This window comes from Aeromonas sp. 600479 (genome assembly GCF_049175515.1).
Lineage (GTDB): Bacteria > Pseudomonadota > Gammaproteobacteria > Enterobacterales > Aeromonadaceae > Aeromonas > Aeromonas veronii_A.
The window spans coordinates 18,674-45,255 of sequence record NZ_JAAKVF010000025.1 but is presented as its reverse complement, the minus strand read 5'-3'; the positions used below and the strand labels follow the sequence as shown (position 1 = coordinate 45,255).

General features: G+C 60.1%; 29 protein-coding genes. 13 read left to right on the top strand and 16 right to left on the bottom strand.

All coding sequences use genetic code 11. The features are described from left to right. The first annotated feature begins 3 nt into the window (after positions 1-3). The 7 genes from agaW (at position 4) to G5149_RS19785 (ending at position 6,984) form a co-directional block, all read left to right on the top strand. Positions 4-777, top strand: coding sequence for a PTS N-acetylgalactosamine transporter subunit IIC (agaW, locus tag G5149_RS19815; protein ID WP_005354369.1), 774 nt, complete (start codon positions 4-6; stop codon positions 775-777). Beyond that, positions 767-1,645 carry a PTS N-acetylgalactosamine transporter subunit IID gene (gene agaE / locus G5149_RS19810; protein WP_005354370.1) on the top strand — a complete coding sequence of 293 codons (879 nt, stop codon included), beginning with the start codon at positions 767-769 and terminating at the stop codon, positions 1,643-1,645. Before agaW ends, agaE begins: the two co-directional genes overlap by 11 nt. Before the next feature lie 48 nt (positions 1,646-1,693). Next, positions 1,694-2,134, top strand: a complete 441-nt coding sequence (gene agaF / locus G5149_RS19805; RefSeq protein WP_156854829.1) for a PTS galactosamine/N-acetylgalactosamine transporter subunit IIA — start codon at positions 1,694-1,696, stop codon at positions 2,132-2,134. Continuing rightward, a complete protein-coding gene (gene nagA / locus G5149_RS19800; RefSeq protein ID WP_421213452.1) occupies positions 2,135-3,334 on the top strand; it encodes an N-acetylglucosamine-6-phosphate deacetylase in 1,200 nt (399 codons plus the stop codon). Next, the gene (locus G5149_RS19795) at positions 3,325-4,179 is read left to right on the top strand and encodes a tagatose bisphosphate family class II aldolase (RefSeq protein WP_043849849.1); all 855 of its coding nucleotides are present in this window, start codon (positions 3,325-3,327) and stop codon (positions 4,177-4,179) included. The genes nagA and G5149_RS19795 overlap by 10 nt, the downstream gene beginning before the upstream one ends. Before the next feature lie 104 nt (positions 4,180-4,283). Continuing rightward, positions 4,284-5,753 (top strand): maltose/glucose-specific PTS transporter subunit IIBC, encoded by a 1,470-nt coding sequence (gene malX / locus G5149_RS19790; protein WP_231499775.1) that lies wholly within the window; start codon positions 4,284-4,286, stop codon positions 5,751-5,753. Then, entirely contained in the window at positions 5,740-6,984 is a 1,245-nt protein-coding gene (locus G5149_RS19785) for a MalY/PatB family protein (RefSeq protein ID WP_421213450.1), read from the top strand. Before malX ends, G5149_RS19785 begins: the two co-directional genes overlap by 14 nt. Positions 6,985-7,081: 97 nt before the next feature. Here the strand turns inward: G5149_RS19785 and pdxJ are convergent, their stop codons facing one another. The 10 genes from pdxJ to rpoE form a co-directional block, all read right to left on the bottom strand. Then, positions 7,082-7,819: a pyridoxine 5'-phosphate synthase gene (pdxJ, locus tag G5149_RS19780; protein ID WP_005335389.1), complete on the bottom strand. Its 738-nt coding sequence runs from the start codon at positions 7,817-7,819 to the stop codon at positions 7,082-7,084. An 84-nt stretch (positions 7,820-7,903) separates the two neighbouring features. After that, positions 7,904-8,614 carry a DNA repair protein RecO gene (gene recO / locus G5149_RS19775; RefSeq protein WP_421213448.1) on the bottom strand — a complete coding sequence of 237 codons (711 nt, stop codon included), beginning with the start codon at positions 8,612-8,614 and terminating at the stop codon, positions 7,904-7,906. A 14-nt stretch (positions 8,615-8,628) separates the two neighbouring features. After that, a complete protein-coding gene (era, locus tag G5149_RS19770) occupies positions 8,629-9,528 on the bottom strand; it encodes a GTPase Era (protein WP_033112795.1) in 900 nt (299 codons plus the stop codon). Beyond that, entirely contained in the window at positions 9,525-10,196 is a 672-nt protein-coding gene (rnc, locus tag G5149_RS19765; protein ID WP_033112794.1) for a ribonuclease III, read from the bottom strand. Before rnc ends, era begins: the two co-directional genes overlap by 4 nt. Next, positions 10,197-11,120, bottom strand: a complete 924-nt coding sequence (gene lepB, locus G5149_RS19760) for a signal peptidase I (protein ID WP_167571157.1) — start codon at positions 11,118-11,120, stop codon at positions 10,197-10,199. A gap of 3 nt (positions 11,121-11,123) precedes the next feature. Next, positions 11,124-12,917, bottom strand: coding sequence for a translation elongation factor 4 (gene lepA, locus G5149_RS19755; protein ID WP_005335396.1), 1,794 nt, complete (start codon positions 12,915-12,917; stop codon positions 11,124-11,126). Between the two features lie 116 nt (positions 12,918-13,033). Beyond that, positions 13,034-13,495: a SoxR reducing system RseC family protein gene (locus G5149_RS19750; protein WP_040068038.1), complete on the bottom strand. Its 462-nt coding sequence runs from the start codon at positions 13,493-13,495 to the stop codon at positions 13,034-13,036. Between the two features lie 93 nt (positions 13,496-13,588). After that, positions 13,589-14,569, bottom strand: a complete 981-nt coding sequence (locus G5149_RS19745) for a MucB/RseB C-terminal domain-containing protein (protein WP_421213445.1) — start codon at positions 14,567-14,569, stop codon at positions 13,589-13,591. 21 nt (positions 14,570-14,590) lie between these two features. Then, positions 14,591-15,196 (bottom strand): sigma-E factor negative regulatory protein, encoded by a 606-nt coding sequence (locus tag G5149_RS19740; RefSeq protein ID WP_005340931.1) that lies wholly within the window; start codon positions 15,194-15,196, stop codon positions 14,591-14,593. A 22-nt stretch (positions 15,197-15,218) separates the two neighbouring features. Continuing rightward, entirely contained in the window at positions 15,219-15,800 is a 582-nt protein-coding gene (rpoE, locus tag G5149_RS19735; RefSeq protein WP_042062096.1) for an RNA polymerase sigma factor RpoE, read from the bottom strand. A 182-nt stretch (positions 15,801-15,982) separates the two neighbouring features. On the opposite strand from rpoE, the gene nadB reads away from it, so the two are divergent. Continuing rightward, positions 15,983-17,590 carry an L-aspartate oxidase gene (nadB, locus tag G5149_RS19730; RefSeq protein ID WP_005354382.1) on the top strand — a complete coding sequence of 536 codons (1,608 nt, stop codon included), beginning with the start codon at positions 15,983-15,985 and terminating at the stop codon, positions 17,588-17,590. 134 nt (positions 17,591-17,724) lie between these two features. Here nadB and G5149_RS19725 read toward each other — a convergent pair whose 3' ends face one another. Both G5149_RS19725 and G5149_RS19720 read right to left on the bottom strand, forming a co-directional pair. Beyond that, positions 17,725-18,117 carry a protein YgfX gene (locus G5149_RS19725; RefSeq protein ID WP_421213443.1) on the bottom strand — a complete coding sequence of 131 codons (393 nt, stop codon included), beginning with the start codon at positions 18,115-18,117 and terminating at the stop codon, positions 17,725-17,727. Between the two features lie 19 nt (positions 18,118-18,136). Then, on the bottom strand, positions 18,137-18,406 hold the full coding sequence (locus G5149_RS19720) for a succinate dehydrogenase assembly factor 2 (protein WP_245099096.1): 270 nt from the start codon (positions 18,404-18,406) through the stop codon (positions 18,137-18,139). Positions 18,407-18,517: 111 nt separating this feature from the next. Between G5149_RS19720 and ygfZ the strand changes: the two genes are divergently transcribed. Further along, a complete protein-coding gene (gene ygfZ, locus G5149_RS19715; protein WP_335842136.1) occupies positions 18,518-19,426 on the top strand; it encodes a tRNA-modifying protein YgfZ in 909 nt (302 codons plus the stop codon). A 6-nt stretch (positions 19,427-19,432) separates the two neighbouring features. Here the strand turns inward: ygfZ and G5149_RS19710 are convergent, their stop codons facing one another. After that, positions 19,433-20,314 (bottom strand): LysR family transcriptional regulator, encoded by an 882-nt coding sequence (locus G5149_RS19710; protein WP_076494938.1) that lies wholly within the window; start codon positions 20,312-20,314, stop codon positions 19,433-19,435. A gap of 125 nt (positions 20,315-20,439) precedes the next feature. Between G5149_RS19710 and G5149_RS19705 the strand changes: the two genes are divergently transcribed. After that, complete coding sequence (locus G5149_RS19705; protein ID WP_047436069.1) at positions 20,440-20,886, top strand: PACE efflux transporter; 447 nt, start codon at positions 20,440-20,442, stop codon at positions 20,884-20,886. Positions 20,887-21,048: 162 nt separating this feature from the next. Here the strand turns inward: G5149_RS19705 and G5149_RS19700 are convergent, their stop codons facing one another. Beyond that, positions 21,049-21,405, bottom strand: coding sequence for a hypothetical protein (locus G5149_RS19700; RefSeq protein WP_005362699.1), 357 nt, complete (start codon positions 21,403-21,405; stop codon positions 21,049-21,051). Positions 21,406-21,649: 244 nt separating this feature from the next. On the opposite strand from G5149_RS19700, the gene cutA reads away from it, so the two are divergent. The 3 genes from cutA to G5149_RS19685 all read left to right on the top strand — a co-directional run bounded on the left by cutA (position 21,650) and on the right by G5149_RS19685 (position 24,303). Continuing rightward, positions 21,650-21,967, top strand: coding sequence for a divalent-cation tolerance protein CutA (cutA, locus tag G5149_RS19695; RefSeq protein WP_421213440.1), 318 nt, complete (start codon positions 21,650-21,652; stop codon positions 21,965-21,967). Beyond that, a complete protein-coding gene (locus tag G5149_RS19690; protein WP_421213439.1) occupies positions 21,964-23,754 on the top strand; it encodes a protein-disulfide reductase DsbD in 1,791 nt (596 codons plus the stop codon). Before cutA ends, G5149_RS19690 begins: the two co-directional genes overlap by 4 nt. Before the next feature lie 135 nt (positions 23,755-23,889). Continuing rightward, on the top strand, positions 23,890-24,303 hold the full coding sequence (locus G5149_RS19685) for a hypothetical protein (protein WP_005340957.1): 414 nt from the start codon (positions 23,890-23,892) through the stop codon (positions 24,301-24,303). A gap of 56 nt (positions 24,304-24,359) precedes the next feature. On the opposite strand, the gene G5149_RS19680 is transcribed toward G5149_RS19685, so the two are convergent. Together G5149_RS19680 and G5149_RS19675 are read right to left on the bottom strand one after the other, a co-directional pair. Beyond that, entirely contained in the window at positions 24,360-24,950 is a 591-nt protein-coding gene (locus G5149_RS19680; protein WP_421213437.1) for a hypothetical protein, read from the bottom strand. A gap of 239 nt (positions 24,951-25,189) precedes the next feature. Then, on the bottom strand, positions 25,190-26,494 hold the full coding sequence (locus G5149_RS19675) for an NAD(P)/FAD-dependent oxidoreductase (protein WP_421213435.1): 1,305 nt from the start codon (positions 26,492-26,494) through the stop codon (positions 25,190-25,192). Between the last annotated feature and the right edge of the window lie 88 nt (positions 26,495-26,582).

Below are 26,582 nucleotides of genomic sequence, written 5' to 3'. Positions count from 1 at the left end.
GTGATGGAAATCAGTTTGTTACAAGGTCTGCTGCTTGGCATCCTGGCGTTTTTCGCCGGACTCGACCTGTTCAACGGTCTGACCCACTTCCACCGTCCCGTGGTACTGGGGCCGCTGGTTGGCCTCATCCTCGGCGACCTGCCCACCGGCATTCTGGTGGGCGGCACCCTGGAGCTGGTCTGGATGGGACTGGCCCCGCTGGCGGGGGCGCAACCGCCCAACGTCATTATCGGCACCATAGTCGGCGCCACCTTCGCCATCACCACCGGAGTCAAACCGGATGTGGCGGTCGGGGTTGCCGTTCCCTTCGCCGTTGCCGTGCAGATGGGGATCACTTTCCTCTTCTCGGTGATGTCGGGGGTGATGTCCCGCTGCGATCGCATGGCCGAAGCGGCTGACGTGCGCGGTATCGAGCGGGTCAACTACCTGGCGCTGCTTGCGCTGGGCACCTTCTATTTCCTCTGTGCCTTCCTGCCCACCTACTTCGGGGCCGAACATGCCAAGGCAGCCATCGACGTGCTACCTGCACGCCTCATCGACGGCCTCGGCGTTGCTGGCGGCATCATGCCCGCCATCGGTTTTGCCGTGCTGCTCAAGATCATGATGAAGAACGTCTATATCCCCTACTTCATCCTCGGTTTCGTCGCTGCCGCCTGGCTCCAGTTGCCGGTACTGGCCATCGCCGCCGCCGCGCTGGCCATGGCCCTGATCGACTTCATGCGCACCACCACCCCGCAAGCTCGTCCTGTTCAGGAGGAAACCGAAGATGGCATCTAACAACACTGCTGCGCGGATCATCTCCAGCGCCGAACCGCACAATACCCGGCCACAATCCGACGACACCTATGAAGATCAGCAGCTTGGCGCCGAGTTGACCAAGCAGGATATCAACCGCTTCGCCTGGCGCTCCCTGCTGCTGCAGGCCTCCTTCAACTACGAGCGGATGCAGGCCTCCGGCTGGCTCTATGGCCTGCTGCCGGCACTGCAGAAGATCCACACTAATCCGCGGGATCTCTCCCGGGCCATGAAAGGGCACATGGGTTTCTTCAACACCCACCCCTTCTTGGTCACCTTCGTGATGGGGATCGTGCTGGCGATGGAGCGCTCCAAACAGAACGTCAACAGCATCCAGAGCACCAAGATTGCCGTCGGTGCACCGCTTGGCGGGATTGGCGATGCCATGTTCTGGCTCACCCTGCTCCCCATCTGTGGCGGCATAGGGGCAGATCTGGCACTGCAAGGCTCCATCATGGGTGCCGTGGTCTTCTTCCTGCTGTTCAACGTGGTCCACTTCGGCCTGCGTTTTGGTCTGGCGCACTACGCCTACCGCATGGGGGTAGCGGCCATTCCGGTCATTAAGGCCAATACCCGCAAGGTGGGCCATGCCGCCTCCATCGTCGGTATGACGGTGATCGGCGCGCTGGTCGCCACCTATGTGCGCCTTGGCACCACGCTGGAAATTACTGCTGGTGATGCAGTCGTCAAACTGCAGGCTGATGTGCTCGACAAGCTGATGCCCGCCTTCCTGCCGCTGCTCTACACCCTGGCGATGTACGCCCTGATCCGCAAAGGCTGGAGCCCGCTGCGCCTCATCGTCATCACAGTGGTACTCGGTATCGTCGGCAAGTTCGCCGGTTTCCTCTAATCCGGAGCCGGCAGTAAGCCGGCCCCCTTTGCAGTAAAGGAACAGACTATGTTGGGCATCATCATTTGTGGTCATGGCGGTTTCGCCAGCGGTCTGGAGCGCGCCATGCTGCAGATCCTCGGCGAACAGGAAGCGGTTATCGCCATCGACTTTCCCGAGAGCTCCACCACCGCCCTGCTGCAGGCACAGTGCGAAGCGGCGCTGACTGAGGTCGACAAGGGGGATGGCGTGGTCTTCCTGACTGACCTGCTCGGTGGCACCCCGTTTCGGGTCGCCTCTACCCTCTCACTGCACCAGCCAGAGCGGGAGGTTATTACCGGTACCAACCTGCAACTGCTGCTGGAGATGGTGCTGGAGCGCGATGGCCTCAGCGCCCGTGAATTCCGCCGGCAGGCCCTTGATTGCGGCCACCGGGGGCTCACCTCGCTGGCAGATGAGATGGGTAAAGAACGTCAGGCAGATGCCGCTCTCGTCGAGGAGGGTATTTAAATGACCTCACGGATCCGTGCCCGTCGCCTGCTGACCGAACAGGGTTGGCTGGAACATCAGGAGCTCACCCATGAAGGCGGCATCATCACCGCCATCGCCCCCATCACGGATGGCGATCCGGCACGGGATGTCGAGCTGCTGGTGCCCGCGCTGATCGATGGTCATGTCCACGGCGGTGCCGGCGTCGATGTCATGGATAGCGATGGCAATGCCTTGGCTACCTTGTCGATGGCCAAGGCGGCAGAAGGGGTCGGCGCTTTTCTTGCCACCACGGTCACCGCCCCACTCCCCGAGATAGAGCAAGCCCTTGCCCGCATTGCCGATGGCGTTGCCCGCGGCATGCCGGGCGCCGAGCTGCTCGGCTGCTATCTGGAAGGGCCCTACTTCACGCCGGACAACAAGGGCGCCCACGATCAGGCGCTGTTTCGGGAGCTGGATATTGCCGAACTGACCCACCTGCAACAGCTCGCGCGCGGCAGCCTGAAGGTGGTCGCGCTGGCATCGGAAAAGCCCAACGCCATCGCGGCCATTCACCATCTTGCCGCAAACGGCGTGCGGGTGATGCTGGGCCACTCGGCGGCGGATCACGACACCACCATGGCGGCGCTGGCAGCGGGCGCCTCCGGGCTGGTGCACTGCTTCAACGGCATGCGCGGCCTGCACCACCGCGAACCCGGCATGGTCGGTGCGGGTCTTGTCCATCCCGCAGCCTGGCTGGAGCTGATCGCCGATGGCCATCATCTCCACCCGAGCGTGCTCAAGCTCTGTCACTGCTGCACCGGCCAGCGCCTGCTCTTGGTCACCGATGCGATGCGCGCCGCCGGTATGCCAGACGGTCACTATCTGCTTGGCAACTATCGGGTCGAGATGAAAAACGGCGTGGTACGCACCGAAACCGGCGGTCTGGCGGGCAGCACCCTCACCCTGCTTGGCGCCGTACGCAACATGGTGCAGCTGGCGGATGTGCCGCTCGATGAAGCCATCGCAATGGCCTCGCTGGCACCAGCAAAGATGCTCGGCATTGCCGATCGTCTCGGTTCACTGGCGGTTGGCAAACAGGCCAACCTGCTCGCCCTCACCGCTGAACTCAATCAACAACACATCTGGGTGGCTGGCAGGGAGATAAACCCGACCCAGCTCTCCTCCCTTTTCTCAGGATCTCGCGTCAATCAGGACGCTCAGGAGTCACTATGTATCTGATCTCTTCCCATGAAATGCTCAAAGATGCCCAGCGCCGCGGTTATGCGGTACCGGCTTTCAACATCCACAACCTGGAAACCGTGCAGGTGGTGGCTCGCACCGCCGCTCGCATGCGCTCTCCGGTGATCCTGGCTGGCACCCCGGGCACCTATCGCCATGCCGGGGTCGAGTATCTGGTCTCCATCTGTCAGGCCGCCGCCCATGAATATCGCATCCCGCTGGTGCTGCATCTGGATCACCACGAAGACGAGCAAGACATCCACTACAAGGTCGAAGCGGGTATTCGCTCCGCCATGATCGATGCCTCGCACTTTCCGTTTGAAGAGAACATCGAGAAGGTGCGCAGCGTGGTGACCTTCTGCCACCGCATGGGCGCCAGCGTCGAAGCGGAGCTGGGTCAGCTGGGCGGTCAGGAGGATGACCTCATCGTCGATGCCGCTCATGCCAAATTTACCGACCCGCTCAAGGCGGCCGAGTTTGTCCGCCGTACCGGTATCGACTCGCTGGCGGTGGCCATCGGCACCGCCCACGGCCTCTACAAGGAAGAGCCACGTCTGGACTTCGCCCGCCTCGCCGCCATTCGCGAGCAGGTGGATATTCCGCTGGTGCTGCACGGCGCCTCAGGCGTACCGGAAGCCGATGTGCGCCGCTGTATCGAGCTCGGGATCTGCAAGGTCAACGTTGCGACCGAACTGAAGATCGCCTTCGCCGATGCGATGAAAGCCTTCCTTGGCTCTCATCCGGATGCCAGCGACCCGCGCCAGTATCTGGTGCCCGCCATGGCCGCCATGGAGGAAGTCGTCGAGGCGAAAATCCGTATGTGCATGAGCAATAACAAGATTTGATAACAATAAAATTACGGTAACAGGTCTGGGAGATAATAATGATGGCTCGCGCATCCTTGCGAAATAAGGTATGGGAATTTGCCCAGAGTTTGGGGAAAACATTTATGTTTCCCGTCTCTCTGATGGCATTCATGGGATTACTGCTGGGGGTGGGATCATCCATAACCAGCCCCTCCACCATAGATAATTTTCCTTTTCTTGGTGGCGAATATACCCAGCTAGTCTTCAATCTGGTGGCAACCGTAGGCAGCTTCGGCTTTACCTATCTGCCCATCATGTTTGCCATCGGTATTCCGATGGGATTGACCGAAAAGAACAAGGGTGTTGCGGCCTATTCCGGTTTCGTCGGCTATATGGCGATGAACATCGGGATCAATTTCTATCTTGCCAGTACCAATCAACTGGCTTCGCCGGAAAATATCAAACTGGCGGGGCAAGCCATGGTGATGGGGGTTCAGACCCTCTCCATGGGGGTGCTGGGTGGCATAGTGTCGGGGATCGTGACCTACTTCATCCATCGCCGTTTCTATAACCTCAAACTGCACGACGCCTTCTCGTTCTTCAGCGGCTTGCGCTCCGTGCCCATCATCACCGTGCTGGTCATGTCGCTGATCGGTCTCGCCATGCCGCTCTTCTGGCACTATGTGGCGCTCGGTATTACTGCGGTCGGCAACATGATCATCTCTGCCGGCTCTTTTGGTGCCTTCCTCTACGGAGTGGCCATCAACCTGCTCAAACCGCTCGGTCTGCACCACATCATGCTGGCCATGGTGCGCTTTACCCCGGCAGGCGGTACCGAGCTGGTCAATGGCGAAACCATTTCCGGCGCGCTCAATATCTTCTTCGCCCAATTGAAAGCGGGTGAACCCATCAGCCCGGCAGCAACCGCCTTCCTGTCGCAAGGGTTTATGCCGACCTTTATATTCGGTCTGCCTGCTGCAGCGTTGGCCATGTATATGGCAGCCACGCCCGGCAATCGAACCAGAATCAAGAGCCTGATTATCTCCGGGGTACTGGTCTCTATCGTGACCGGTATTTCCGAGCCCATCGAATTCCTGTTCCTGTTTGTCGCGCCGGTACTCTATCTGTTCCATGTCTTTATGACCGGCGCCGCGCTCTTTGTGGTGGCCATGTGTGGCGTCACCATCGGCAATACCGATGGCAGTGCACTCGACCTGCTTATTTTCGGCATCATGCAGGGCTGGCAAACCAAGTGGTATCTAATAATTCCCATTGGCCTTATCTGGTCTGCCATCTATTTCACCGTCTTCTACTGGTACATCAAGAAATATGACATCAAGACCCCCGGCAGGGATGAGGTCGATGATATCCAGATTGCGAAACACGACCCGGCCGTGATCCTGAGTGCCCTCGGTGGCAAGGAGAATATCGTCAGCCTGGACAACTGCGTCACACGGCTGAGACTGGTGGTACACGATATGGGCAAGCTGCAGGAGAAGATCCTGAAACAGGCTGGCGCCCTCTCCGTCGTCAAGATCGACGAGCACAGCGTGCAGGTCATCATTGGCGCTCAGGTTCAAACCGTGAAGGATAATCTCGATGCTCTCCTGTAAAGATCGGGAGGCCCTGCGCCTCCCAACCCCCTCTGCCGACTTGCAACCCTCCCGTTTCGACGAGTTGGCAGATCGCATCAGCGACAAATGCCGCAAGTGGGATATGAAAGTGATCGAGAGCCGCTTTGGCCCCGTTCCCGCCGACAGCATTCCCATGTGGATTGCCGATATGGATTTCAAATCACCGCCGGCTGTGGCTCGCAAGTTCAGCGAAATCATCAGCTGGGGCACCTTCAGCTACACCCACTGCATCGATGATTTCTACGAGGCGGTCATCAACTTCCAGGCCCGCCACCACAAGGTCGCGGTGGAGCGGGAGTGGATCACCCTCTCCTATGGCACCGTCTCTACCCTGCATTACACGGTGCAGGCATTCTGCCAGCCGGGTGACAGCATCATCATGAACACCCCTGTCTATGATCCCTTTGCCAAGGCGGCCGAAAGGCAGGGGGTCAAGGTTGTAGCCAACCCGTTAGCCCTGAGCAAGGGGCGATACCGGATCGATCTGGCGAAGCTGGAGGAGCAGATCATTGGCAACAAGCCCAAAATCTATTTTCTCTGCTCGCCCCACAACCCGTCGGGCAGGATCTGGAGTCAGGCCGAACTGGAAGCCGTTGCCGACATCTGCCTGCGCCATCAGGTGTTGATGATGGTCGATGAAGTGCATGCCGAGCACATCATCCATGGCGAATTCATCTCATTTCTGGCACTGGAGGAGCGTTACCGCAACAACATGATGCTGATGAGCTCGCCCAACAAGGCATTCAATCTGGGCGGATTGAAAACCTCCTACAGCATCATTCCAAATCCGCAGATCAGAAGTCGGTTCAGAGCTCGCCTTGAGCAGAACTCCATCACCTCTCCCAACGTGTTCGGGCTTTGGGGAATTATCACCGCCTATAACGAGTGCGATGAGTGGCTGGCTGACTTGAATCTCTATCTGAGAGAGAACTACACCCTGCTGGCGCGCTACTTCAGGGAGAACCTGCCCGACTTCCAAGTCATGCCGATGGATGCCTCCTATCTGGTCTGGGTCAATACCAAAGGGAGCGGAATGAGCGCAAGCGAGGTGACCCGCAGGTGGGCAGTCGAAGCGGGGGTCATCATCGAAGATGGCTCCCACTACGTCAGCGATGGCGAAGAGTATGTGCGGATCAACATAGGCACCTCCCGCCAGCTGCTCGGTGAGGCGCTGCAGCGTCTGGGAAGATGGGCACAGCAGCAGGTCTGACGGCTGTCGATATTCCCATCGGCAGAAACAACAAAAGGGACGCCATGGCGTCCCTTTTGTTTCATATGGCCACTGTGCGTTGCCAGTGCCCGAACCATCAGATCCCCTGACGGGCTTCCTGCATCAGCAGGCGCATATCGCTGACCGCCTTGGCCAGACCATCGAAGGCGGCGCGGCCGATAATGGCGTGGCCGATGTTGAGCTCATAGAGCTCGGGGATGGCGGCGATGGCCTTGACGTTGTGGTAGTGCAGACCGTGGCCGGCATTGACCTTGAGCCCCTTGCCAGCGGCATAGGAGGCACCGGCGGCGATGCGCTTGAACTCGGCGTTGCGCTCGGCATCGGTAGTTGCATCGGCGTAACGGCCAGTGTGGATCTCGATAAAGGGAGCACCACTCTCGGCAGCCGCATCGATCTGGATGGGATCGGCGTCGATAAAGAGGGATACCTGGGCACCCACAGCAGAGAGACGGGCAACGGCATCAGTCACCTTGTCCAGCTGACCGGCCACGTCCAGACCGCCCTCGGTGGTCACTTCGGTGCGCTTCTCCGGCACCAGACAGACGAAGTGAGGCTTGATGCGGCAGGCGATGCCGATCATCTCTTCGGTCACCGCCATCTCCAGGTTCATTCTGGTCTGGATAGTCTGGCGCAGGATCTCCACATCGCGGTCGGTGATATGGCGGCGATCTTCTCGCAGATGCACGGTAATGCCATCGGCCCCGGCCTGTTCGGCCACGAAGGCGGCCTGTACCGGATCCGGATACTGGGTGCCCCGGGCGTTGCGCAGGGTGGCGATATGGTCGATGTTCACACCCAGATAGATTTCACTCATTGAGAACTCCTTGAAAGGCTTCATCTGTTGACTGCGCGGTCAGCGAATCCCCCCGCGCCAATATCCGTATGTCTGTAATCTGTGTCAGCCTTGGATGCTGGCTTTGCGTTTTAAAAACAGCTCCCGGCTCTTTAGCTGGCGCTTGCCCAGATAGGGTTGCAAGGCCAATCGGCTGAAACGTTTGGCCGCCTGCAGCAAGGGAGGGGTATCGAAACGTCCCTCGGCAAAGGCGAGCAGGTGGGCACCGAGAAACAGGGTACGGGGATCCGGCGCCCGCTCGCAAGCAACAAAGCCCAATTCACGCTCAAAGCCATAGAGCAAGGTCGGTTCGATGGGCGACTCGTCGTCCGCCGTGTATTCGAAATCGACTGCATAGCCGAGCGCCTGCAGCAGCAGAAACTCGAAGCGGCGCAGCGGCAGCTCCGGCGTCTCGCCGTCAGCCAGCGCCATGATGGCACGGGCATAGGCATCGAACACCTCGGGGAACGGGGTGTGCGCTTCCAGCAGGTAGTAGACCAGCTCGTTGAGATAGAGGCCGTAGAAGAGGCGATCACTGCCGAGACGCAGGGAGTGGTCGGGGCATTCAACCTGGGTAAGGTTCTTGAGATCCCCCTTGCCGCGCCAGGCGATGGTCAGCAGGGTAAAGGGTTGCAGCAGCCCCTTGAGAGGGGAGCGTGGCCCGCGAGAACCGCGAGCCACCAGGGTAAAGCGGCCACTATCCTGGGTGAATACCTCGACCAGCTGGCTGGTCTCACGATAGGGCCGGCTATGGATGACGAAAGCCGGGGTCAGCAATCAGTCAGCGCCACTTAATCGTCACCGTAGCCAAGACTGCGCAGGGCGCGCTCGTCATCGGCCCAGCCTGACTTGACCTTGACCCACAGCTCGAGGTGCACCTTGTTCTGGAACAGCCGTTCCATATCGAGGCGCGCTTCGGTACCGATGGTCTTGATCTTCTCACCCTTGTTGCCGATGACCATCTTCTTCTGGCCATCTCGCTCGACCAGAATGAGGCCGTGGATGTGATAGATACCGCTCTCTTCCACCTTGAAGCGCTCGATCTCCACCGTCACCGAGTAGGGCAGCTCTTCACCGGTGAAGCGCATCAGCTTCTCGCGGATGATCTCGGAGGCCATGAAACGGGAGGAGCGATCGGTCACGTAGTCTTCCGGGAAGAAGTGGACGTTTTCCGGCAGCAACGGCTTGGCCCACTCGCGGATCTTCTCCACGTTGGTTCCCTTCTGGGCACTGATGGGCAGGATATGGGCGAAGTTCATCTGCTGGCCCAGCCACTCGAGGTGGGGAAGCAGCTCCTCCTTCTCCTTGACGTTGTCGATCTTGTTGACCGCCAGCACCACGGGGCACTTGAGATTGCGCAACTTGCCCAGCACCATCTCGTCATCTTTGGTCCAGTGGGTGCCATCCACCATGAATACCACCATGGCCACGTCCCCCAGCGAACTGGTGGCGGCGCGGTTCATCAGTCGGTTGATGGCCCGTTTCTCTTCAATGTGCAGACCCGGGGTATCGACATAGATGGTCTGGTAGTTATCCTCGGTGTCGATCCCCAGGATCCGGTGACGGGTGGTCTGGGGTTTTTTCGAGGTGATGCTGACCTTCTGGCCAAGCAGCTTGTTGAGCAGGGTGGACTTGCCCACGTTGGGGCGGCCCACGATGGCGACAAAGCCGCAGTAGGTTGTATCTGTCATGACAGTTTTTCCAATGCTTGCTGCGCCGCGGCCTGTTCGGCCTTGCGGCGGCTGGTGCCGACCCCTTTGATCGGACCATCCAGACCTTCCACGTCACACTGGACGGTGAACTCCTGGTTGTGGGCTTCGCCCTTGACGTTGGTCACTGTATAGGTCGGCAGGGATTTGCGGCTTCCCTGCAGAATTTCTTGCAGACGGGTCTTGGGATCCTTCTGCTCGATGCCCGGCTTGATCTCCTCCAGACGGCTGGTGTACCAGCCCAGCAGCAGAGTGCGCACTGTCTCGAGGTCACTGTCCAGATAGACGGCGCCAATCACCGCCTCGACCGTGTCGGCCAGGATCGACTCACGGCGAAAACCACCGCTTTTCAGCTCGCCCGGCCCCAGGATCAGGTGATCCCCGAGGTCAAACTCGCGGCCCAGCTCGGCCAGGGTCTTTTCGCGCACCAGAGTGGCGCGCATCCGGCTGAGATCCCCTTCCGCCGCTTGCGGGAAGCGGTGGAAGAGATCGTCGGCGATCACCAGACTCAAAATCGAGTCACCCAAAAACTCCAGTCGCTCATTGTGACGGGAGCCGGCGCTGCGGTGAGTCAGCGCCCGGGTCAGCAGTTCCAGATCCTGAAAGACGTGTCCGAGACGGGACTGCAGTCTGTTCATCTTGATATTCATTTACTTGATTCCGCCAATGCGGTTGAAGCGCACCCCTGTCGGTACCCAGCTTGGCAGCAGGGAGCCCTCTTCGCGCTCGAATTCAAAACTTATCCAGATAGCGACCGCCTTGCCGACCAGGTTCTGCTCGGGCACAAAGCCCCAGAAACGGCTGTCGGTACTGTTGTCACGGTTGTCGCCCATCACGAAATATTGCCCTTCCGGTACTACCCACTCGTCGGGATAGGTGCCGGGTTGACGATAGTAACGGCCAACCATATCGGGCATCAGCGGGTTGCGCAGGGTCTCGTGGGAGACATCGCCCAGCTGCTCGGTATAGCGGTCAAGGGGGATCCCCATCTGGGTAAATTCGCCTCTTTGTTCAAACTTGACATCGAGCTTCTGGAAGCCCGGGCACGTTTTCCCCTCCTGCTCCTCGCACTTGGGCCGGATCATCAGCTCCTTGTTGCGATAGATGACCCGATCCCCCGGCATGCCGACCACCCGCTTGATGTAGTCAACGCGCGGTTCAAGGGGATACTTGAACACCACCACGTCGCCACGCTTGGGCTCGCCAGTCTCGAGGAACTTGGTGTTGGTCACCGGGTCCCGCAGACCATAGGCAAATTTTTCCACCAGGATGAAGTCGCCCACCAGCAGGGTGGGCATCATGGAACCTGACGGGATCTGGAACGGTTCAAAAATGAACGAACGCAGGATCAGCACAAAGGTGATGACCGGGAAGACCCCGGCGGTCTGCTCAATCCAGACCGGCACGGGGGCGACCTTGGCCAGGGTCTTCTCATCCAGGTGGGCACCGCCATGGGCACGAGCCACGGCAATCTTGGCGGCGCGCTGCTTGGACCAAATCATCTTGTCCAGACACCAGATAACACCGGTGATCGCGCAGACCACCACCAGGATCAGGGAAAACGTGCTTGCCATCTATTAATCCTTTCCGACGTGGAGAATCGCGAGGAAGGCTTCCTGCGGCACGTCGACACGGCCGAGGGACTTCATCCGCTTCTTACCTTCTTTCTGCTTGTTCAGCAGTTTCTTCTTACGACTCACATCACCACCGTAGCACTTGGCGGTTACGTCTTTACGCAGAGCCTTGACGGTGCTGCGTGCGATGATCTGGTTGCCGATGGCCGCCTGAATGGCGATATCGAACATCTGGCGCGGGATCAGCTCGCGCATCTTCTCCACCACCTGACGACCGCGATACTGGGCGTTGTCCTTGTGGGTGATGATGGCCAGGGCATCGACGCGCTCACCGTTGATCATGATGTCCAGACGGACCATGTCGGAGGTTTCGAAACGCTTGAAGCCATAGTCCAGCGAGGCGTAACCACGACTGGTGGATTTCAGACGGTCGAAGAAGTCGAGCACCACTTCCGCCATCGGGATTTCATAGGTCAGTGCCACCTGCTTGCCGTGATAGACCATGTTGGTCTGCACGCCACGCTTCTCGATACAGAGGGTGATCACGTTGCCCATGTACTCCTGCGGCAGCAGGATGTGGCACTCGGCGATCGGCTCGCGCATCTCCTTGATGCTGGTGATGGCGGGCATCTGGGCCGGGCTGTCGATGTGGATGGTGGAACCGTCGGTCAGCTCGATCTCGTACACTACGGTCGGCGCCGTGGTGATCAGATCCAGATCGTATTCACGCTCCAGACGCTCCTGAATGATCTCCATGTGCAGCATGCCGAGGAAGCCACAACGGAAGCCGAAGCCCAGCGCCGTGGAACTCTCCGGTTCGAAGAACAGGGAGGCATCGTTCAGGGAGAGCTTGTCGAGGGCGTCACGGAACGACTCGTAGTCATCGCTGGAGATGGGGAACAGACCCGCATAAACCTGCGGCTTCACCTTCTTGAAGCCAGCCAGCGCCTTGTCGGCACCGTTCTTGGCCTGAGTCAGGGTATCGCCCACCGGTGCACCGTGGATGTCCTTGATACCGCAGACAACCCAACCTACCTCGCCACATCCCAGCCCCTGGGTATCCACCTGCTTGGGCGTGAAGATACCGATACGATCGACACCCCACACCTGACCGGTGCTCATCACCTTGATCTTGTCGTTCTTCTTCAGGGAACCGTTCTTGATCCGCACCAAAGAGACAACGCCCAGATAGGAGTCGAACCAGGAGTCGATGATCAGCGCCTGCAGCGGGGCATCTGGGTCACCTTCCGGCGCAGGGATCTTGGCGACGATCTCTTCCAGCACCAGATCAACACCCAGGCCGGTCTTGGCGGAGCAGCGCACCGCATCGACCGCGTCGATACCGACGATGTCTTCGATCTCCTCGGCAACCCGCTCGGGTTCTGCAGCCGGCAGGTCAATCTTGTTCAGCACCGGCACCACTTCCAGATCCATTTCCATGGCGGTATAGCAGTTGGCCAGAGTCTGTGCCTCAACCCCCTGGCCGGCATCCACCACCAGCAGCGCCCCTTCACAGGCCGCCAAAGAGCGGGAGACCTCGTAGGAGAAATCCACGTGGCCCGGGGTGTCGATAAAGTTCAGCTGGTAGGTGTTACCGTCTTGTGCCTGGTAGTTCAGGGTCACACTCTGTGCTTTGATGGTAATGCCGCGCTCGCGCTCCAGATCCATGGAGTCAAGCACCTGAGCCTGCATCTCGCGGTCGGACAAGCCACCGCAAGTCTGGATCAGACGGTCCGACAGGGTCGATTTACCGTGGTCGATGTGCGCAATAATCGAAAAGTTACGAATGTGTTTCATCGAGCAAGAGTCACTCAAAATTAGTTAAGGTCAGTTATGGAGGCGCGATTTTACTGGATAACCCGGCTGACGGCCATTCTTTAGTCGCCAGCGCCAGTGAAATAGCGCCTGTTCAGTCAGGGGAGGATGCGGACAGGGACGACCACGCCGAGCATCTGCGGGCCGTAGCGCCCCTGATCCAGGCGGTTGGAAAAGTAACGAACCAGTAAAAAGCCCAGCACGCCCCCAAGCAGGCAGCAGAGAATGGTGATCCCCTCCCCCCCCGAGAGCAGCGGTGCCAGCCAGAGCTGCCCCAGCAAGGCGCCAGCAAGCAGGCAAAACAGCGGCAACACATAGACCAGCGCCGCCCCGCGCAGCAGACTCTCTTGCGGGATACCGAGCCTCACTTGCTGGCCAACCCGCACCTCGGCGGTGAGCCTGACCCGCAAGCGGGGAGCTTTCAGGGGAAACGCCTTGGCCACGGTGCCGGTACCGCAGTTGGACTGCTGCTGACAACCACTACAGGCGGAGCGACGCTCGCACTCCACCCAGGCATGGTCACCCTCAATGGCCACCACGGTCGCCAGCTCTTCACTCATCTCATTCACGGCAACACCTCGGGTTCACACAATCAGGGGATCTGACCACGACTCGCCACGCTCGGCAAGCGGGGAAGAACCCCGCATCCCCCGTTACTGCACCGCTTCGTTGCGGGCCAGCGGCTGGACCGACTCGGCGATGCGCTTGGCGGTCTCGGCAGGCACCTCGCCGACCACGGTGATCTCGACCCCCACCTCGTTGACATAGCTCACCAGCGAGGTCGCCCCCTGGCGGATCAGCTGCTGGCGCACCGCCTGCTTGGGATCGACCCGGGAGACATAGACCGAGAGATCCACCAGCCCGTCGGAGAGCATCATGTAATCCACCGGCATACTGGTGGTCACCAGCTGGTGCCGGTCTTGCGACAGCACCTTGAAGCCATCGGGCAACCAGGTGATCTGCCAGTTCAACTGCTGTTGCGGTGCTGGATAGGCATCCTCCAGTGCAAGCGCTGGAGGCTGCTTGCTGTTTGCCAGCCTAACCAACCAGGGGGACGGTTTCTGTTGCAATTGCAAATCAACTCCCAGCACCTGCTCCACCAAACTGCCCTCCCGCTCCACCATATCGACTCGCAGCAACAGGTGACTACGCTCGTCAATCCAGAGCACAAAACCATATTTGTCAGCTTCCTTGGGCACTAATCTGACGACTTGAGTGACCTCGCCAGCCACCCGGCTACGGCCAGCCAGCACAGGATCATAACTCCCCAGCACCTGTGCCAGCGGCATCTTTACGAGGGTCGACCAGATACCGGGGAAGCGGGCATCCTTCAGGGTGTAGGGATCGTGGCTGTTTTCAAAGAAGGTGTATTCGTTCTGGCGCTGGAGATACTCGATCGCCTTGCCGTCGAGGTAACTGAGGTGGGCCACTTCCTTGCCGTTGATCACGGCATGGCTGATCCGGATCGGCTCAAGACGCCCCTGACGGGCCTTGACCATAGACAACTCGAAATTCTGTTGCTGCACGGCACTCTGCATCTGCTGCAACAAGGCCTCGGCCGACTTGTCGTCGGCCGAGGCCTTGGCGCTGATCAGCAGGAGAGAGGCCAGCAAAATACGGCTGTACTGGCGCACGTTTATATCCCTGACAACTCGTTATTGTTGGATCTGTCTGTCTTGCAACAGGCGCTGCTGTAACTGGTGATCTCGCAGGAAGGCGTTGATACGTTCACGCTGCTCCTGCATCTGCTGTTCGGTCATTCCCTGTTGTGGCCGAACGCGGTTACCCTCTTGCGGATAGTGGACGCTCACTGGCGCAGCACTGCCACCGATAGGTATGGTATTGAGCACAGGGTTGTTCGGTACGCCGTCCTGACCCTGGTACTGTTGCACCCCGAAAATCACGGCCGCGGCCACAGAGGCTGCGATGGCATATTGTCCCAGCTGCTGGCCGACCCGACGAAACAGGGGCACCACATTGTTGGAATCTGTCTTGATCGGTGCAACGACCGGTTGTACCACCGACGCAGTCTCAACCGGCTTGGGTGCCAGTATGGTGGGCTCATCTTCCAGTGCAGCCATGATGCTGTCACTGAGATCCAGTTGCAGATTGACCGGCAGGTCACCCCGCATGGCATCGCCGATCAGGTGGTAACGACCCCAGGTAGCTTGCAAGTCGGAGTCCATCTCCAGCTCGTTCAGTACCTCTGCGTCACTCAGGTCACCATCCATCAGGGCAGAGATTTGCTCTTTATTTGCCATAAGTTAACCCGTCTTTCCCCAGTTAATTCTCGATCAGAGGTTGCAGCTTTTTATCGATTGCTTCCCTCGCCCGGAAGATACGGGATCTGACCGTACCCACAGGGCAATCCATGATTTCGGCAATCTCTTCATAGCTCAGCCCTTCCAGTTCGCGAAGGGTGATCGCTGTCCTCAGGTCTTCCGGCAATGCCTCTATGGCTGAAAACACGGTGCGTTTGATCTCGTCAGTCAGCGCCAGGTTTTCGGGGGTTGAGACCTCTTGCAAGGCTTCACCACCGCCATAAGACTCCGCTTCGTCAGCCTCCACATCACTGCTGGGCGGCCTGCGCCCCTGGGAGGTCAGATAATTCTTCGCCGTGTTCACGGCAATTCGGTACAACCAGGTGTAAAAAGCACTCTCGCCACGGAATGTCGGCAATGCCCGGTAGGCTTTTATGAAGGCCTCTTGTGCCACATCGGGCACATCGCCGGGATTGTTGACATACCTGGCAACCAGGTTGACCACCTTTTGCTGGTATTTTTTTACCAACAGGTTGAAAGCTGCTTTATCGCCGCGCTGGACCCGTTCAACCAGTTGTTCGTCCAGTAGATTCTGGTCGCTCATCAGAGCCGTAAAACCCCCATCAGGTTATCGTTCTTCTTTTCCGGCCCTTCCTAAGCGCACAAGTTCAGACAGGGAGAATCAGAGAAAGTTCGCTTCAATTGAAAAAAATGTGATGCAGGCTGCATCCTCGCCCTCGCTTGGGCTACCATGGTGCCAGTTCTTAATCCAGGCCAATGATACTTATGAAAGCAAGTGTTGAATACCTTTGCGATGTACTGATCATTGGCAGCGGTGCCGCTGGTTTGTCCCTCGCGTTGCGATTGGCAGACCACGCCAAAGTCCTGGTTCTGAGCAAGGGGCCCATCAGTGAAGGGGCCACTTTCTATGCGCAAGGAGGCATCGCTGCCGTTTTCGACGAAACCGACAGCATCGAATCCCACGTGAGCGACACGCTCAACGCGGGCGCCGGGTTGTGTGACCCGGCAGTGGTGGAGTTCACCGCTCGCCACGCCCGCGAATCCATTCAGTGGCTCATTCAGCAAGGGGTCCCCTTCGATCAGGAGGAGAACGCCGACGGCGAGTCCCAGTACCACCTCACCCGGGAAGGGGGCCACAGCCATCGCCGCATCTTCCACGCGGCGGATGCCACCGGTAAGGCGGTGCAGCTCACCCTGATCGATCAGGTGCGCGCGCACCCCAATATCCAGCTGATGGAGCGCTTCAACGCGGTCGACCTCATCACCACCCGCAAGCTCAACCTGCCAGGCAACAAGGTGCTGGGGGCCTACGTCTGGAATCGCAACGCCGAGCAGGTCGAGGTGATCCGTGCCCGTTTCGTGGCGCTGGCCACCGGTGGCGCCTCCAAGGTCTACCAGTACACCTCCAACCCGGATGTGAGCTCTGGCGATGGCATCGCCATGGCATGGCGGGCCGGCTGCCGGGTGGCGAACCTGGAGTTCAACCAGTTCCACCCCACCAGTCTGTTCCACCCGGACGACCCCAACTTCCTGCTGACCGAAGCGCTGCGTGGCGAGGGGGCTTATCTGCGCCGCCCGGACGGCAGCCGCTTTATGCCGGAGTTTGACGAGCGGGCCGAGCTGGCACCACGGGATATCGTCGCCCGCGCCATCGACCACGAGATGAAGCGGCTCGGGGCGGACTGCATGTATCTGGATATCAGCCACAAACCGGCCGATTTCATCATCAAGCACTTCCCGACCATTTATGAGCGTTGCCTCGCGGTCGGCATCGACATCACCAAGGAGCCGATGCCCATCGTGCCTGCCGCCCACTACACCTGTGGCGGCGTGATGATCGACAACAACGGCCAGACCGATATCCCCGGCCTCTATGCCATCGGTGAAGTGACCTACACCGGTCTGCACGGCGCCAACCGCATGGCCTCCAACTCCCTGCTGGAATGCGTGGTCTATGCTCATCAGGCGGGGGCCGATATTCTGGCCAAGCTGCCGATGAGCGTGGAGCCGCCGCGCCTGCCGGTGTGGGACGAGAGCAAGGTGGAAGATTCCGACGAACTGGTGGTGATCCAGCACAACTGGCACGAGCTGCGGTTGATGATGTGGGACTACGTGGGGATAGTGCGTACCAACAAACGCCTGGCCCGCGCCAAGCGCCGCATCGACCTGCTCAAACAGGAGGTGCAGGAGTACTACGCCAACTTCCGCGTCTCCAACAACCTGCTGGAGCTGCGCAACCTGCTGCAGGTGGCCGAGCTTATCGTCAACTGCGCCCTGCAGCGCAAGGAATCCCGCGGCCTGCACTACAACCTGGATTATCCGGATATGCTGCCGGACTCCAAACCGACCGTGCTGACCCCGGAGCGGGATTAATCCCCCTTCCCGCCAAGCGTTGCAGCTATCAGTGACCCCGCCCCGGCGGGGTCACTTGTTTTCAACCGCTTTTCAGCCACATGGCAACAGCTTATCGCGCTAAATCAGCGCATGGTCATCACGGAAAGCAGGCGTCAGCGCCGAGACGGCAGAAAGTGGATGGCTCGCGCCAGCAGGCGGTAATGTTCGGGGGGAAGGGCGTCGGAGAAGAGCCACAGTTGCCGTGGCGACGCCGATTCAGAGCCTTCCGGCTCGGGACAAAGCGCCAGCCTGAGCACGCCGGGCAGAATACGGCTTTTCTTACCGAGCTGATAGCGGCAACCTTGCCACTGTAGCCACTGACCATCCCAGACAAGCTCGAACGGGGGCGCGGCGAGCGCCCGCCAGCTCAGCCAGAGCGACACCAACCAGACGGGCAGCAACACTGCCCACTGCCAACCGGCAATCAGGCCTGCCACCGGCCAGAGCAGCAACAAAAAGAGGGCCACCAGCAAACATTGCTGATGGCGGGAGGGGTGAACCGTCATGATCACCCGCTCCACAGTATTACCCCTGACGGTCGTGACGGGCCTGATTGCGCTCCAGGATCATCTTGATCATGGCGCTGAAGGCGGGATCGGCCGGCACAGCGTGCCCCATGGTCCAGCGGAACAGGTCCGGATCATCGCTCTCCAGCAGGCGGATAAAGGTCTGCTGATCGGCTTCGCTCAGGGAATCGAACTCGTGTTCGAAAAAGGGCATAAAGATCACATCCAGCTCGAGCATACCGCGACGGCAGGCCCACTTCAGGCGGGATTTTTCAACTGGGCTCAACATGGCACTCTCCTTACAAAGACCGGGGGATGGTACCAGCTGGATTTTCCGGCTGACAAACATTAGTTACGTCTTTACCATGCAGCTCACATACTTTCTCTCTGGAATACCATCGTGAGCCTGCAACCACCTGTTTTTCCTGCCGAGCCGACCCGCTTCTCCCTGACCAAGCTGGCCATCACCCGTATCAGCGGCCAGGATCGCGTCAAATATCTGCAAGGTCAGGTCACCTGTGATGTCAACGCCCTGCAACCGGGGCAACAGACCCCGGGTGGCCACTGTGATCCCAAGGGCAAGCTGTGGAGCAATTTCCGCCTGCTCTGCCTCGACGACAGTCTGCTGCTGCTGACCAGCCCCTCGGTACTTGAGCGTCAGCTGCCGGAGCTGAAGAAATTTGCCGTCTTCTCCAAGGTCGAGATCGCCGCCGATGAGCGTCACGCCACCGGGATCGCCGGTACGGGCAGCGATGGCTGGATCACTGCCCAGTTCGGCCTTGAGCAGAGCGGTCTGATCGACGGCGGCATGGCGGTGAAGATTGAACAGGATCGCTGGCTGCTGGTGAGCAATCAACAAGCCGACGCCCTGCCGCAAGGGGACGAGTCACTCTGGTGGGGGCTCGAGATCAAGGCGGGCCTGCCGCACATGGAGGCGGTGCATCAGGGGGAGTTCATCCCGCAGATGCTCAACCTGCAGGCACTGGACGGCATCAGCTTCAACAAGGGCTGCTACATGGGGCAGGAGACGGTGGCCCGCGCCAAGTATCGCGGCGCCAACAACCGCGCCCTGTTCCTGCTGGCGGGCACTGCCGGCGAGCCGGTCGCCAGCGGCGATACCCTTGAACTGCAACTGGGTGACAACTGGCGTCGCAGCGGCATGGTGCTCAACGCCTGGCAACAGGCCGGGCAGGTGTGGCTCACCGCCGTGCTACCAAAAGATACCGAGGCTGACGCCCAATTCCGCCTCAAGCAGGACGAAGGCTCCCGCCTCACCCTGCAACCCCTGCCTTACGCCCTGACCGAGTAAGGTCGGCTAGCGAGGCACCCGCGCCAGCAGTGCCTCCTTCAGCCAGCGCCCCGCCTGCCCCAGCGGGCGGGCGCGATGCCACTGCAGTTCCAGCGCCAGCGCGTGGCTGGCGATAAAGTCCGGCTCCAGCACCACCACTTCGCCGCGAGCCAGCGGCTGATGCAGCAGAAATTCCGGAATGGCGGACCAGCCAAGGCCCCGCTTGACCAGCTCCAGCACCCCGAGATCCCCCTCGACCCACCACACCTGAGCCGAGATGCGAAAACGCTGGCGCTCGCTCCCTTCCCGTCGGCCGGTGACCATCAGCTGGCGTGCCCCCTGCAGATCGACCTCCCGCAGCGGCTGCTTGCGGGCCAGCGGATGATCCGGTGACACCACCAGCGGCATGGTAACCTCCCCCAGCGAATGGGCGACTATCTCCCGCTGGGGATGCACCTTCTGATAGCTGATGCCAAGCTGGGCCCGGCCGGTCACCAGCATCTCGGTCACATCCTCCATCAACGGGAAGAGCAGCTCCAGCTCCACGGTCGGGTAACGAGTGGCGAACTCCTCCAGCAGGGTGCCGAGCCAGGGCAGGTGGGAGTCATCATCGATGGCCAGAGTGAGGCGCGTCTCCACCCCGGCCGCCAGCTCCCCGGCAATGGATTGCAATCGTTCACTCTGCGCCAGCAGGATCCCCGCCTCCTGCACCATGCGGGCCCCCGCCTCCGTCAGCTGCGGATAGCGGCCGCTGCGGTCAAACAGGGTGAGCGCCAGATCGATCTCCAGATTGGCGATGGCGCTGCTCACCACCGACTGCGCCTTGCCCAGCTTGCGGGCGGCAGCGGAAAACGAGCCGGTTTCGGCGGCCGCCAGCAAGATCCTCAGTTGTTCCAGTGATGGCGTCATCTCATGGCCCTCCGGCAAGCTCTCTCATCCATCTATTTTAGCGATGGATACCAACATGAATCTATCGCTAAAAATCTATAGATTAACCAGCAATCCGTGAATAAATCTGATTGAGAGAGTGACTTATGCGTACCCGTAACGATCGCCTGCGCCATGCCATTGGCTTTGAATTTATTGGCCTGCTGATTGCCGCCCCGCTGGCCAGCTGGGTTACCGGGGTCGGGCTCAACCATATGGGCCCGCTGGCACTGTTCTTCTCGGTGCTGGCCACCGTCTGGAACTACATCTACAACATCGGGGTCGACAAGCTGCTGCTCAAATATCAGGGCCATACCCACAAAACCCTGTGGCAACGGGTGCTGCATACCTTCGGCTTTGAGGGCGGTCTGCTGATCGTCGCGCTGCCGGTCATGTCCTGGTGGCTGAGCGTCAGCCTGCTGGAGGCGCTGGTGCTGGATCTGGGCTTCGTTGTCTTCTACCTGATCTATGCCTTCGTCTACAACTGGGGCTATGACAAGGTGTTTCCCATCCCCCGCGAAGTGCCGCACGGCATGCCCCAAGAGGCGCGCTAAGGCACGAATCAGTTGGATTAAAACCGAGAAGTGAAGGTCAACAAGGGAAGGCAACAGAAGAAACGGCACGGCCCCATCATGGCAGACATGATGGGGCCGCAAAAAGTGTCAGCGCTGGCAGGCCGGCTGATTCAGAGGTAAGGATTCAGGCCTGCCCGTCGCTCAAGCCTGGGCTTTGAGCTCTTCGCCGCTCTCGTCGGCAGCGGCAGCCTCTTCAGGCTGCGCCTGGGCAGCCTGCAGCGCTTCCAGCTCGCTCTGATAATCGCTCAGGATCTGCTGGGCAACCGCCATATCTCCCTTGTGTTTGCGCTCGAACAGATGGTGCTGCACCACGCCGTTGAGATACTCCACCGTGATGGGCTGCTCCAGGGTGGCCATCAGCTCCTCTTTCTCCAGCTCGGCATTGATTTCATCGGCGGTCGTGCGCAGCAGCCCGGCCAATTGAACCAACATGCGGCGCTCACCTTCGCGCAGCAGGCTCAACATGCGGTTTCTCTGCTGCTCATTCTGTTGGGTCATACATTTCCTTACGTCAATTGGGAACAAGCCCGCTCATTCTGCCCTGTCCCCATGACAGCGTCTATCTCATGCCCCCCACAAATTTTTGGCGCTGGCTCACAAATGGCTACAGATGCTATTTGAAGCGGCTCTGGGGTATAGTAGCCGCTGATTTTCGGGCGCTTTTTTCACCTTCATCCGCAGACAAGGATGAGACGGCAAGGGCGCCTGCCCGGTTTACCCCAACGAGGTGAAGATCCGCTTTATGACCGACGCCATTGTGGTGCTCTGCACCTGCCCAGATCAAACCAGTGCCGACCTTCTCTGCGAACAGCTGCTGAACCAGCGACTGGCCGCCTGCATCAATCAACTGCCGGGCGTCACCTCCGTCTATCGTTGGCAAGGCAAGGTGGAGCGCGCCACCGAGATCCAGCTCATCATCAAATCCCGCCAGCCACTCTTTGCCGAGTTGCAGGCATGTATTCAAGCCCATCACCCCTATGAGGTGCCCGAGCTGCTGGCCCTGCCGGTAAGTGGCGGACTACCCGCCTATCTCGACTGGCTCAATGGGGAGACCGCATGACGTTCAACCGCTTGCTCTCTCCCCTGTTGCTGCTCTGTGCCCTGTTGACGACAGCGGCGGGCAGCGCCCCTGCCCACGCCAGCGGCGCCGATCTGCTCAGCTCGCTGGGCATTGAGGCCAATGCCAAACCCAAATTTTTGCAGGTCGATGAGGCCTTTCAGATCGAGAGCGAACAGCGTGGCGATCAGCTGCTGCTGACCCTCCATATCGCCGACGATTACTACCTCTATCGCCACAGCCTGCGCTTCAAGGGGAACAACCTCACCTTCAGCGAGCCGACCCTGCCGGAAGGCACAGAGCACGAGGATGACTTCTTCGGCAAGACCCGGGTCTACTACCAGCAGGTGAGCATCGCGGTGCCGCTAAAGGAGGTGGGGGAAAATGCCACCCTGCGGGTGCGCTATCAGGGCTGTACCGACGGCCTCTGCTATCCACCGACCGACAAACTGATCGATGTGGCTCCGCTGGTCACGGCAACCACCGCATCCGCTGCTGAAACGGCACAAAGCGTCGCACCGGTTAGCCAGCAGGATCAGCTGGCCTCCGCCCTCGGCCATCAGGGATTCTGGCTCAGCATCGTCGCCTTCTTCGCGCTGGGGCTGGGGCTCGCCTTCACCCCCTGCGTATTCCCCATGTACCCAATCCTGACCGGCATCATCGCCGGTGCCGGCCATCGCCTCTCCACCGGCCGCGCCTTCCTGCTCTCCATGGTCTATGTGCAGGGGATGGCGGTCACCTACACCCTGCTGGGGCTGGTAGTGGCCTCGGCAGGTCTTAAATTCCAGGCGGCGCTGCAACACCCCTATGTGCTGATCGCCCTCTCGGTGATGTTCGTGCTGCTGGCCCTCTCCATGTTCGGACTCTATACCCTGCAACTGCCGAGCAGTTTGCAAACTCGGCTCTCCAGTCTCTCCAACCGCCAGCAGGGCGGCTCTGTGGTCGGGGTCGCTATCATGGGAATGATCTCCGGGCTGGTCTGCTCACCCTGCACCACGGCGCCGCTCTCGGGGGCACTGATCTACGTGGCCCAGAGCGGCGATCTCTGGCTCGGCGGGGCGGCGCTCTATGCGCTGTCACTGGGGATGGGTCTGCCGCTGCTGCTGCTCGGCACCTCGGGTGGCAAGCTGCTGCCAAAAGCGGGCGCCTGGATGGATGTGATCAAGCAGCTGTTTGGCTTTGCCCTGCTGGCAGTGCCGATCCTGCTGCTGTCACGGCTCTGGAGCGATCAGATTGCTACTCTCGCTTGGCTCGGCTGGGGGCTGCTGCTGTGCGGCTATCTCTATCACCACAACCAGCACCAGCCCCACTCGGTGGCCAGAAGTGTGCGCGGCTTCGTGCTGTTGCTGGCGATGATCAGCGCCGTGGTGGTGGGCAAGGATCTGCTGCAACCGGCCGCCCCTGCTGCCGTCACGGCTGATGCCAGTCAAACGGCGCCGCAGTTTGTCCGCATCAAGACCCTGGATGATCTCAAGGTGCAGCTGGCCGCCGCCCGCGGCAAGCCGGTTCTGCTCGACCTCTACGCCGACTGGTGCGTCGCCTGCAAGGAGTTTGAACACAAGACCTTCAGCGACCCCGCGGTGCGGGAGCGCTTCAGCCAAATGGTGCTGCTGCAGGCGGATGTCACCGCCAATGACGATGCCGATATCGAGTTGCTCAACAGCCTCAATGTGCTGGGGTTGCCGACCCTTATCTTCTTCGACCGCGAGGGCAAGGAGCTGACAGGCCAGCGGGTCACCGGTTTTATGGGGCCGACCGAGTTTCTGGGCAAACTTGATCAGCTACGCTGACCAGCAGCCCCCTGTCTGTCGACAGACAGGGGGCCGCCTTATACGTTACGTACTGATTTTTCTGGCAATCCCTTGTATATGACCGGCAGCATGGCAGAATTTGCCCTTCGATTGTCTCGCCCGTCCGGAGTTTTGATGAAAAAGTGGTTCATCCCCCTGCTGGCCCTCTGGCTTTATGGCTGCAGTGCAGGGCCTGGTGAAGAGGATATCCGGAGCCAAGTTACCGCCAGGCTGCTGGCAGAGACAGACGCCAACCTGTTCGAGATCAGCGACTTCACCATCCTCGGCAAGGAGGAGCGCATGGAGGGGGTCTATCTGGTCAAGGTGAGTTACCAGCTCCACTTCAAACAGGGACTCGATCAGTTGCAGGTGTTGCACGATGAAGATCTGGTCTACGACCGGGTTGGCCCCTTCCAGCAGGAGATGGGGCTGATGGAGCTCGAGCGCAAATTTGGCGAGTTCGAGGCGGGCCAGGTGCTGCCACAAGAGGCAGAGGTGTGGATGATGAAGAGTGAACAGGGCTGGCGGCTGGCGGAACCGGCCCAATAGAAAGGGCTTCCCGCCCCTTACGCACTGCAACGACTGGCCTGCCGTTGCCAACCAGCTCAAACCAGGGTATCGACCCGATACCCTTTTCGCTCGGCAGGTTCGCTCGGCAGCTTGCTGGCCAACCCTGACAGTACCTCCTTGAGGGTGACCCCGTTCTCTGCCGCATCGCTGCTCTCCAGCAGCTTGGTCAGCTGGCTCTGCAAGGGGTTCACCGCTTCGATCTCGGCTCCTTGCTCGCTCTCTTTTCCCTGCCCGCCCTGTTGATCCAGCGTCTCCAGCAGGCGCTCCAGATCCCGCTTGAGCGGGTTCTCGCTGCTGTCGTCGATGGCGAGTTTGCGCTGTTCCTGCTCTTGCCGCTGTTGTTGCTGCAATGCCAACTGTTGTTCCTGCTGCTGTTGCAGGGCGCCCATCATGGTGTTGATGAACGCTTCCAGCGAATCTCTGATTGAGATGCGGCTCCCGCTGCTATCCTCCCCTTGCGGCGACAGCCCCAGCTCGTCCAGCACGGCGCCAAGATCGCGTACCATACGGCTGTCACTGCCCGTTGATGGTGACGTCGCAGCCCGCTCCTGTGCCTGCACAGCGGGAGAACCCTGCCGTTGCGCCAGCGGGCTGAGCCCGCCTGACGCGACCACATTTATCTCCATCTTGGCCCTCCTCTCCCCGTCCTCAGCTCTTTCTCGGCAAGTATTCCGGCAAGCAGACACACCCTCGTCCCCTTGGCAGATAACCGCTCTCACACCTAAAAGATAGCGCCAACCGGACGAGATTGGGGCGAATGCATCTTTTGGTCTATCAGGCGGAACGATTGTGCTAACCCGCTATAAACAAGAGGTTGGCAAGGGGACTGGCGTTCAGCCATCACTGCGCAGGCTGACAATGGGGGTCAGAAGATATCCTTCATCCGGTGCCACAACATACCCAGTGCCAACAGCGGGGAGCGCAGCGCCGGGCCGCCGGGGAAGGTGATATGGGGCACGCTGGCAAAGAGATCGAAACCCCGGCTCTCGCCGCGGATCGCCTCGGCCACCAGCTTGCCCGCCATATGGGTGGCGTTGAGGCCGTGGCCCGAGTAGGCCTGGGCGTAGAGCACGTTGGGGTGTTCCTTCAAGCGGCCAATCTGCGGCAGCCGGTTGGCGCCAATCCCGATCATCCCACCCCACTGAAACTCGATGGCGGTGCCAGCCAGCTCGGGGAAGACCCGCAGCATCTTGGGCAACATAAAGGCCTTGATATCCTTCGGATCTCGCCCCGAATAGTTGCAGGAGCCGCCAAACAGCAGGCGGCCGTCGGCGGAGAGGCGGTAATAGTCGAGCGCCACATTCTGATCGCACACCGCCATGTTTTGCGGCAGCAATCGCTGGCGCAAACGGCGATCCAGCACTTCGGTGGCGAGGATGTAGGAACCGGCCGGCAGCACCCGCCCCCCCAGCTCCGGATTGAGGTCGTTGAGATAGGCGTTGCAGCCGATCACCAGATAGTCGGCGGTGACCCGCCCATGAGCCGTGGTCACCTCGACCTGCTTGCCGTAATCGATATGGGTCACTCTGGAGTGTTCAAACAGGGAGACCCCGAGGCTGGCGGCGGCGCGCGCCTCGCCGAGCGCCAGATTGAGGGGATGGAGATGGCCGGAGCCCATGTCGATAAGGCCGCCGATGTAGCGATCCGATCCCACCACGCTATGGATATCTTCCCGCGGTACCAGCTTGAGTTCGTGCTCATAGCCGAGGCTCGCCAGATGGTCGAGATCTTCCTCGAAGCCGGCCAGATGGCGCTGACGGGTGGCCAGATCGCAGTAACCCCAGGTGAGGTCGCAGTCGATATTGAAACGCTCAACCCGCTCGCGCACCAGCTGCACCGCCTCCAGCCCCATCAGGTCGAGTTCGCGCACCCCTTCCTCACCAATCCAGCGGGCGAACTGGCTGGTATCGTGACCGATACCGCGAATAAGCTGGCCGCCGTTGCGCCCGGAGGCGCCCCAGCCGATACGGTTGGCCTCCAGCAAGGCGACCTTGTAACCGGCATCAGCCAGATTGATGGCGGTATTGAGACCGGTAAAGCCGCCGCCGATGATGCAGACGTCAGCCTTGTGCTCCCCCTCCAGCTCGGGCCACTGTTGCGAGTCGTTGCGGGTGGCCGCGTAGTAGGAGGCGACGTGCTCCTGATATCCGTTGTGCTTTCCTGCCTGCATACTCAGCATCCTGCCTTGGTTGCAAATTGTTTAATAAAATAAGCAAAGTTGTTTCGATAATACCCAGTTCCTCCTCCACTCACCAACC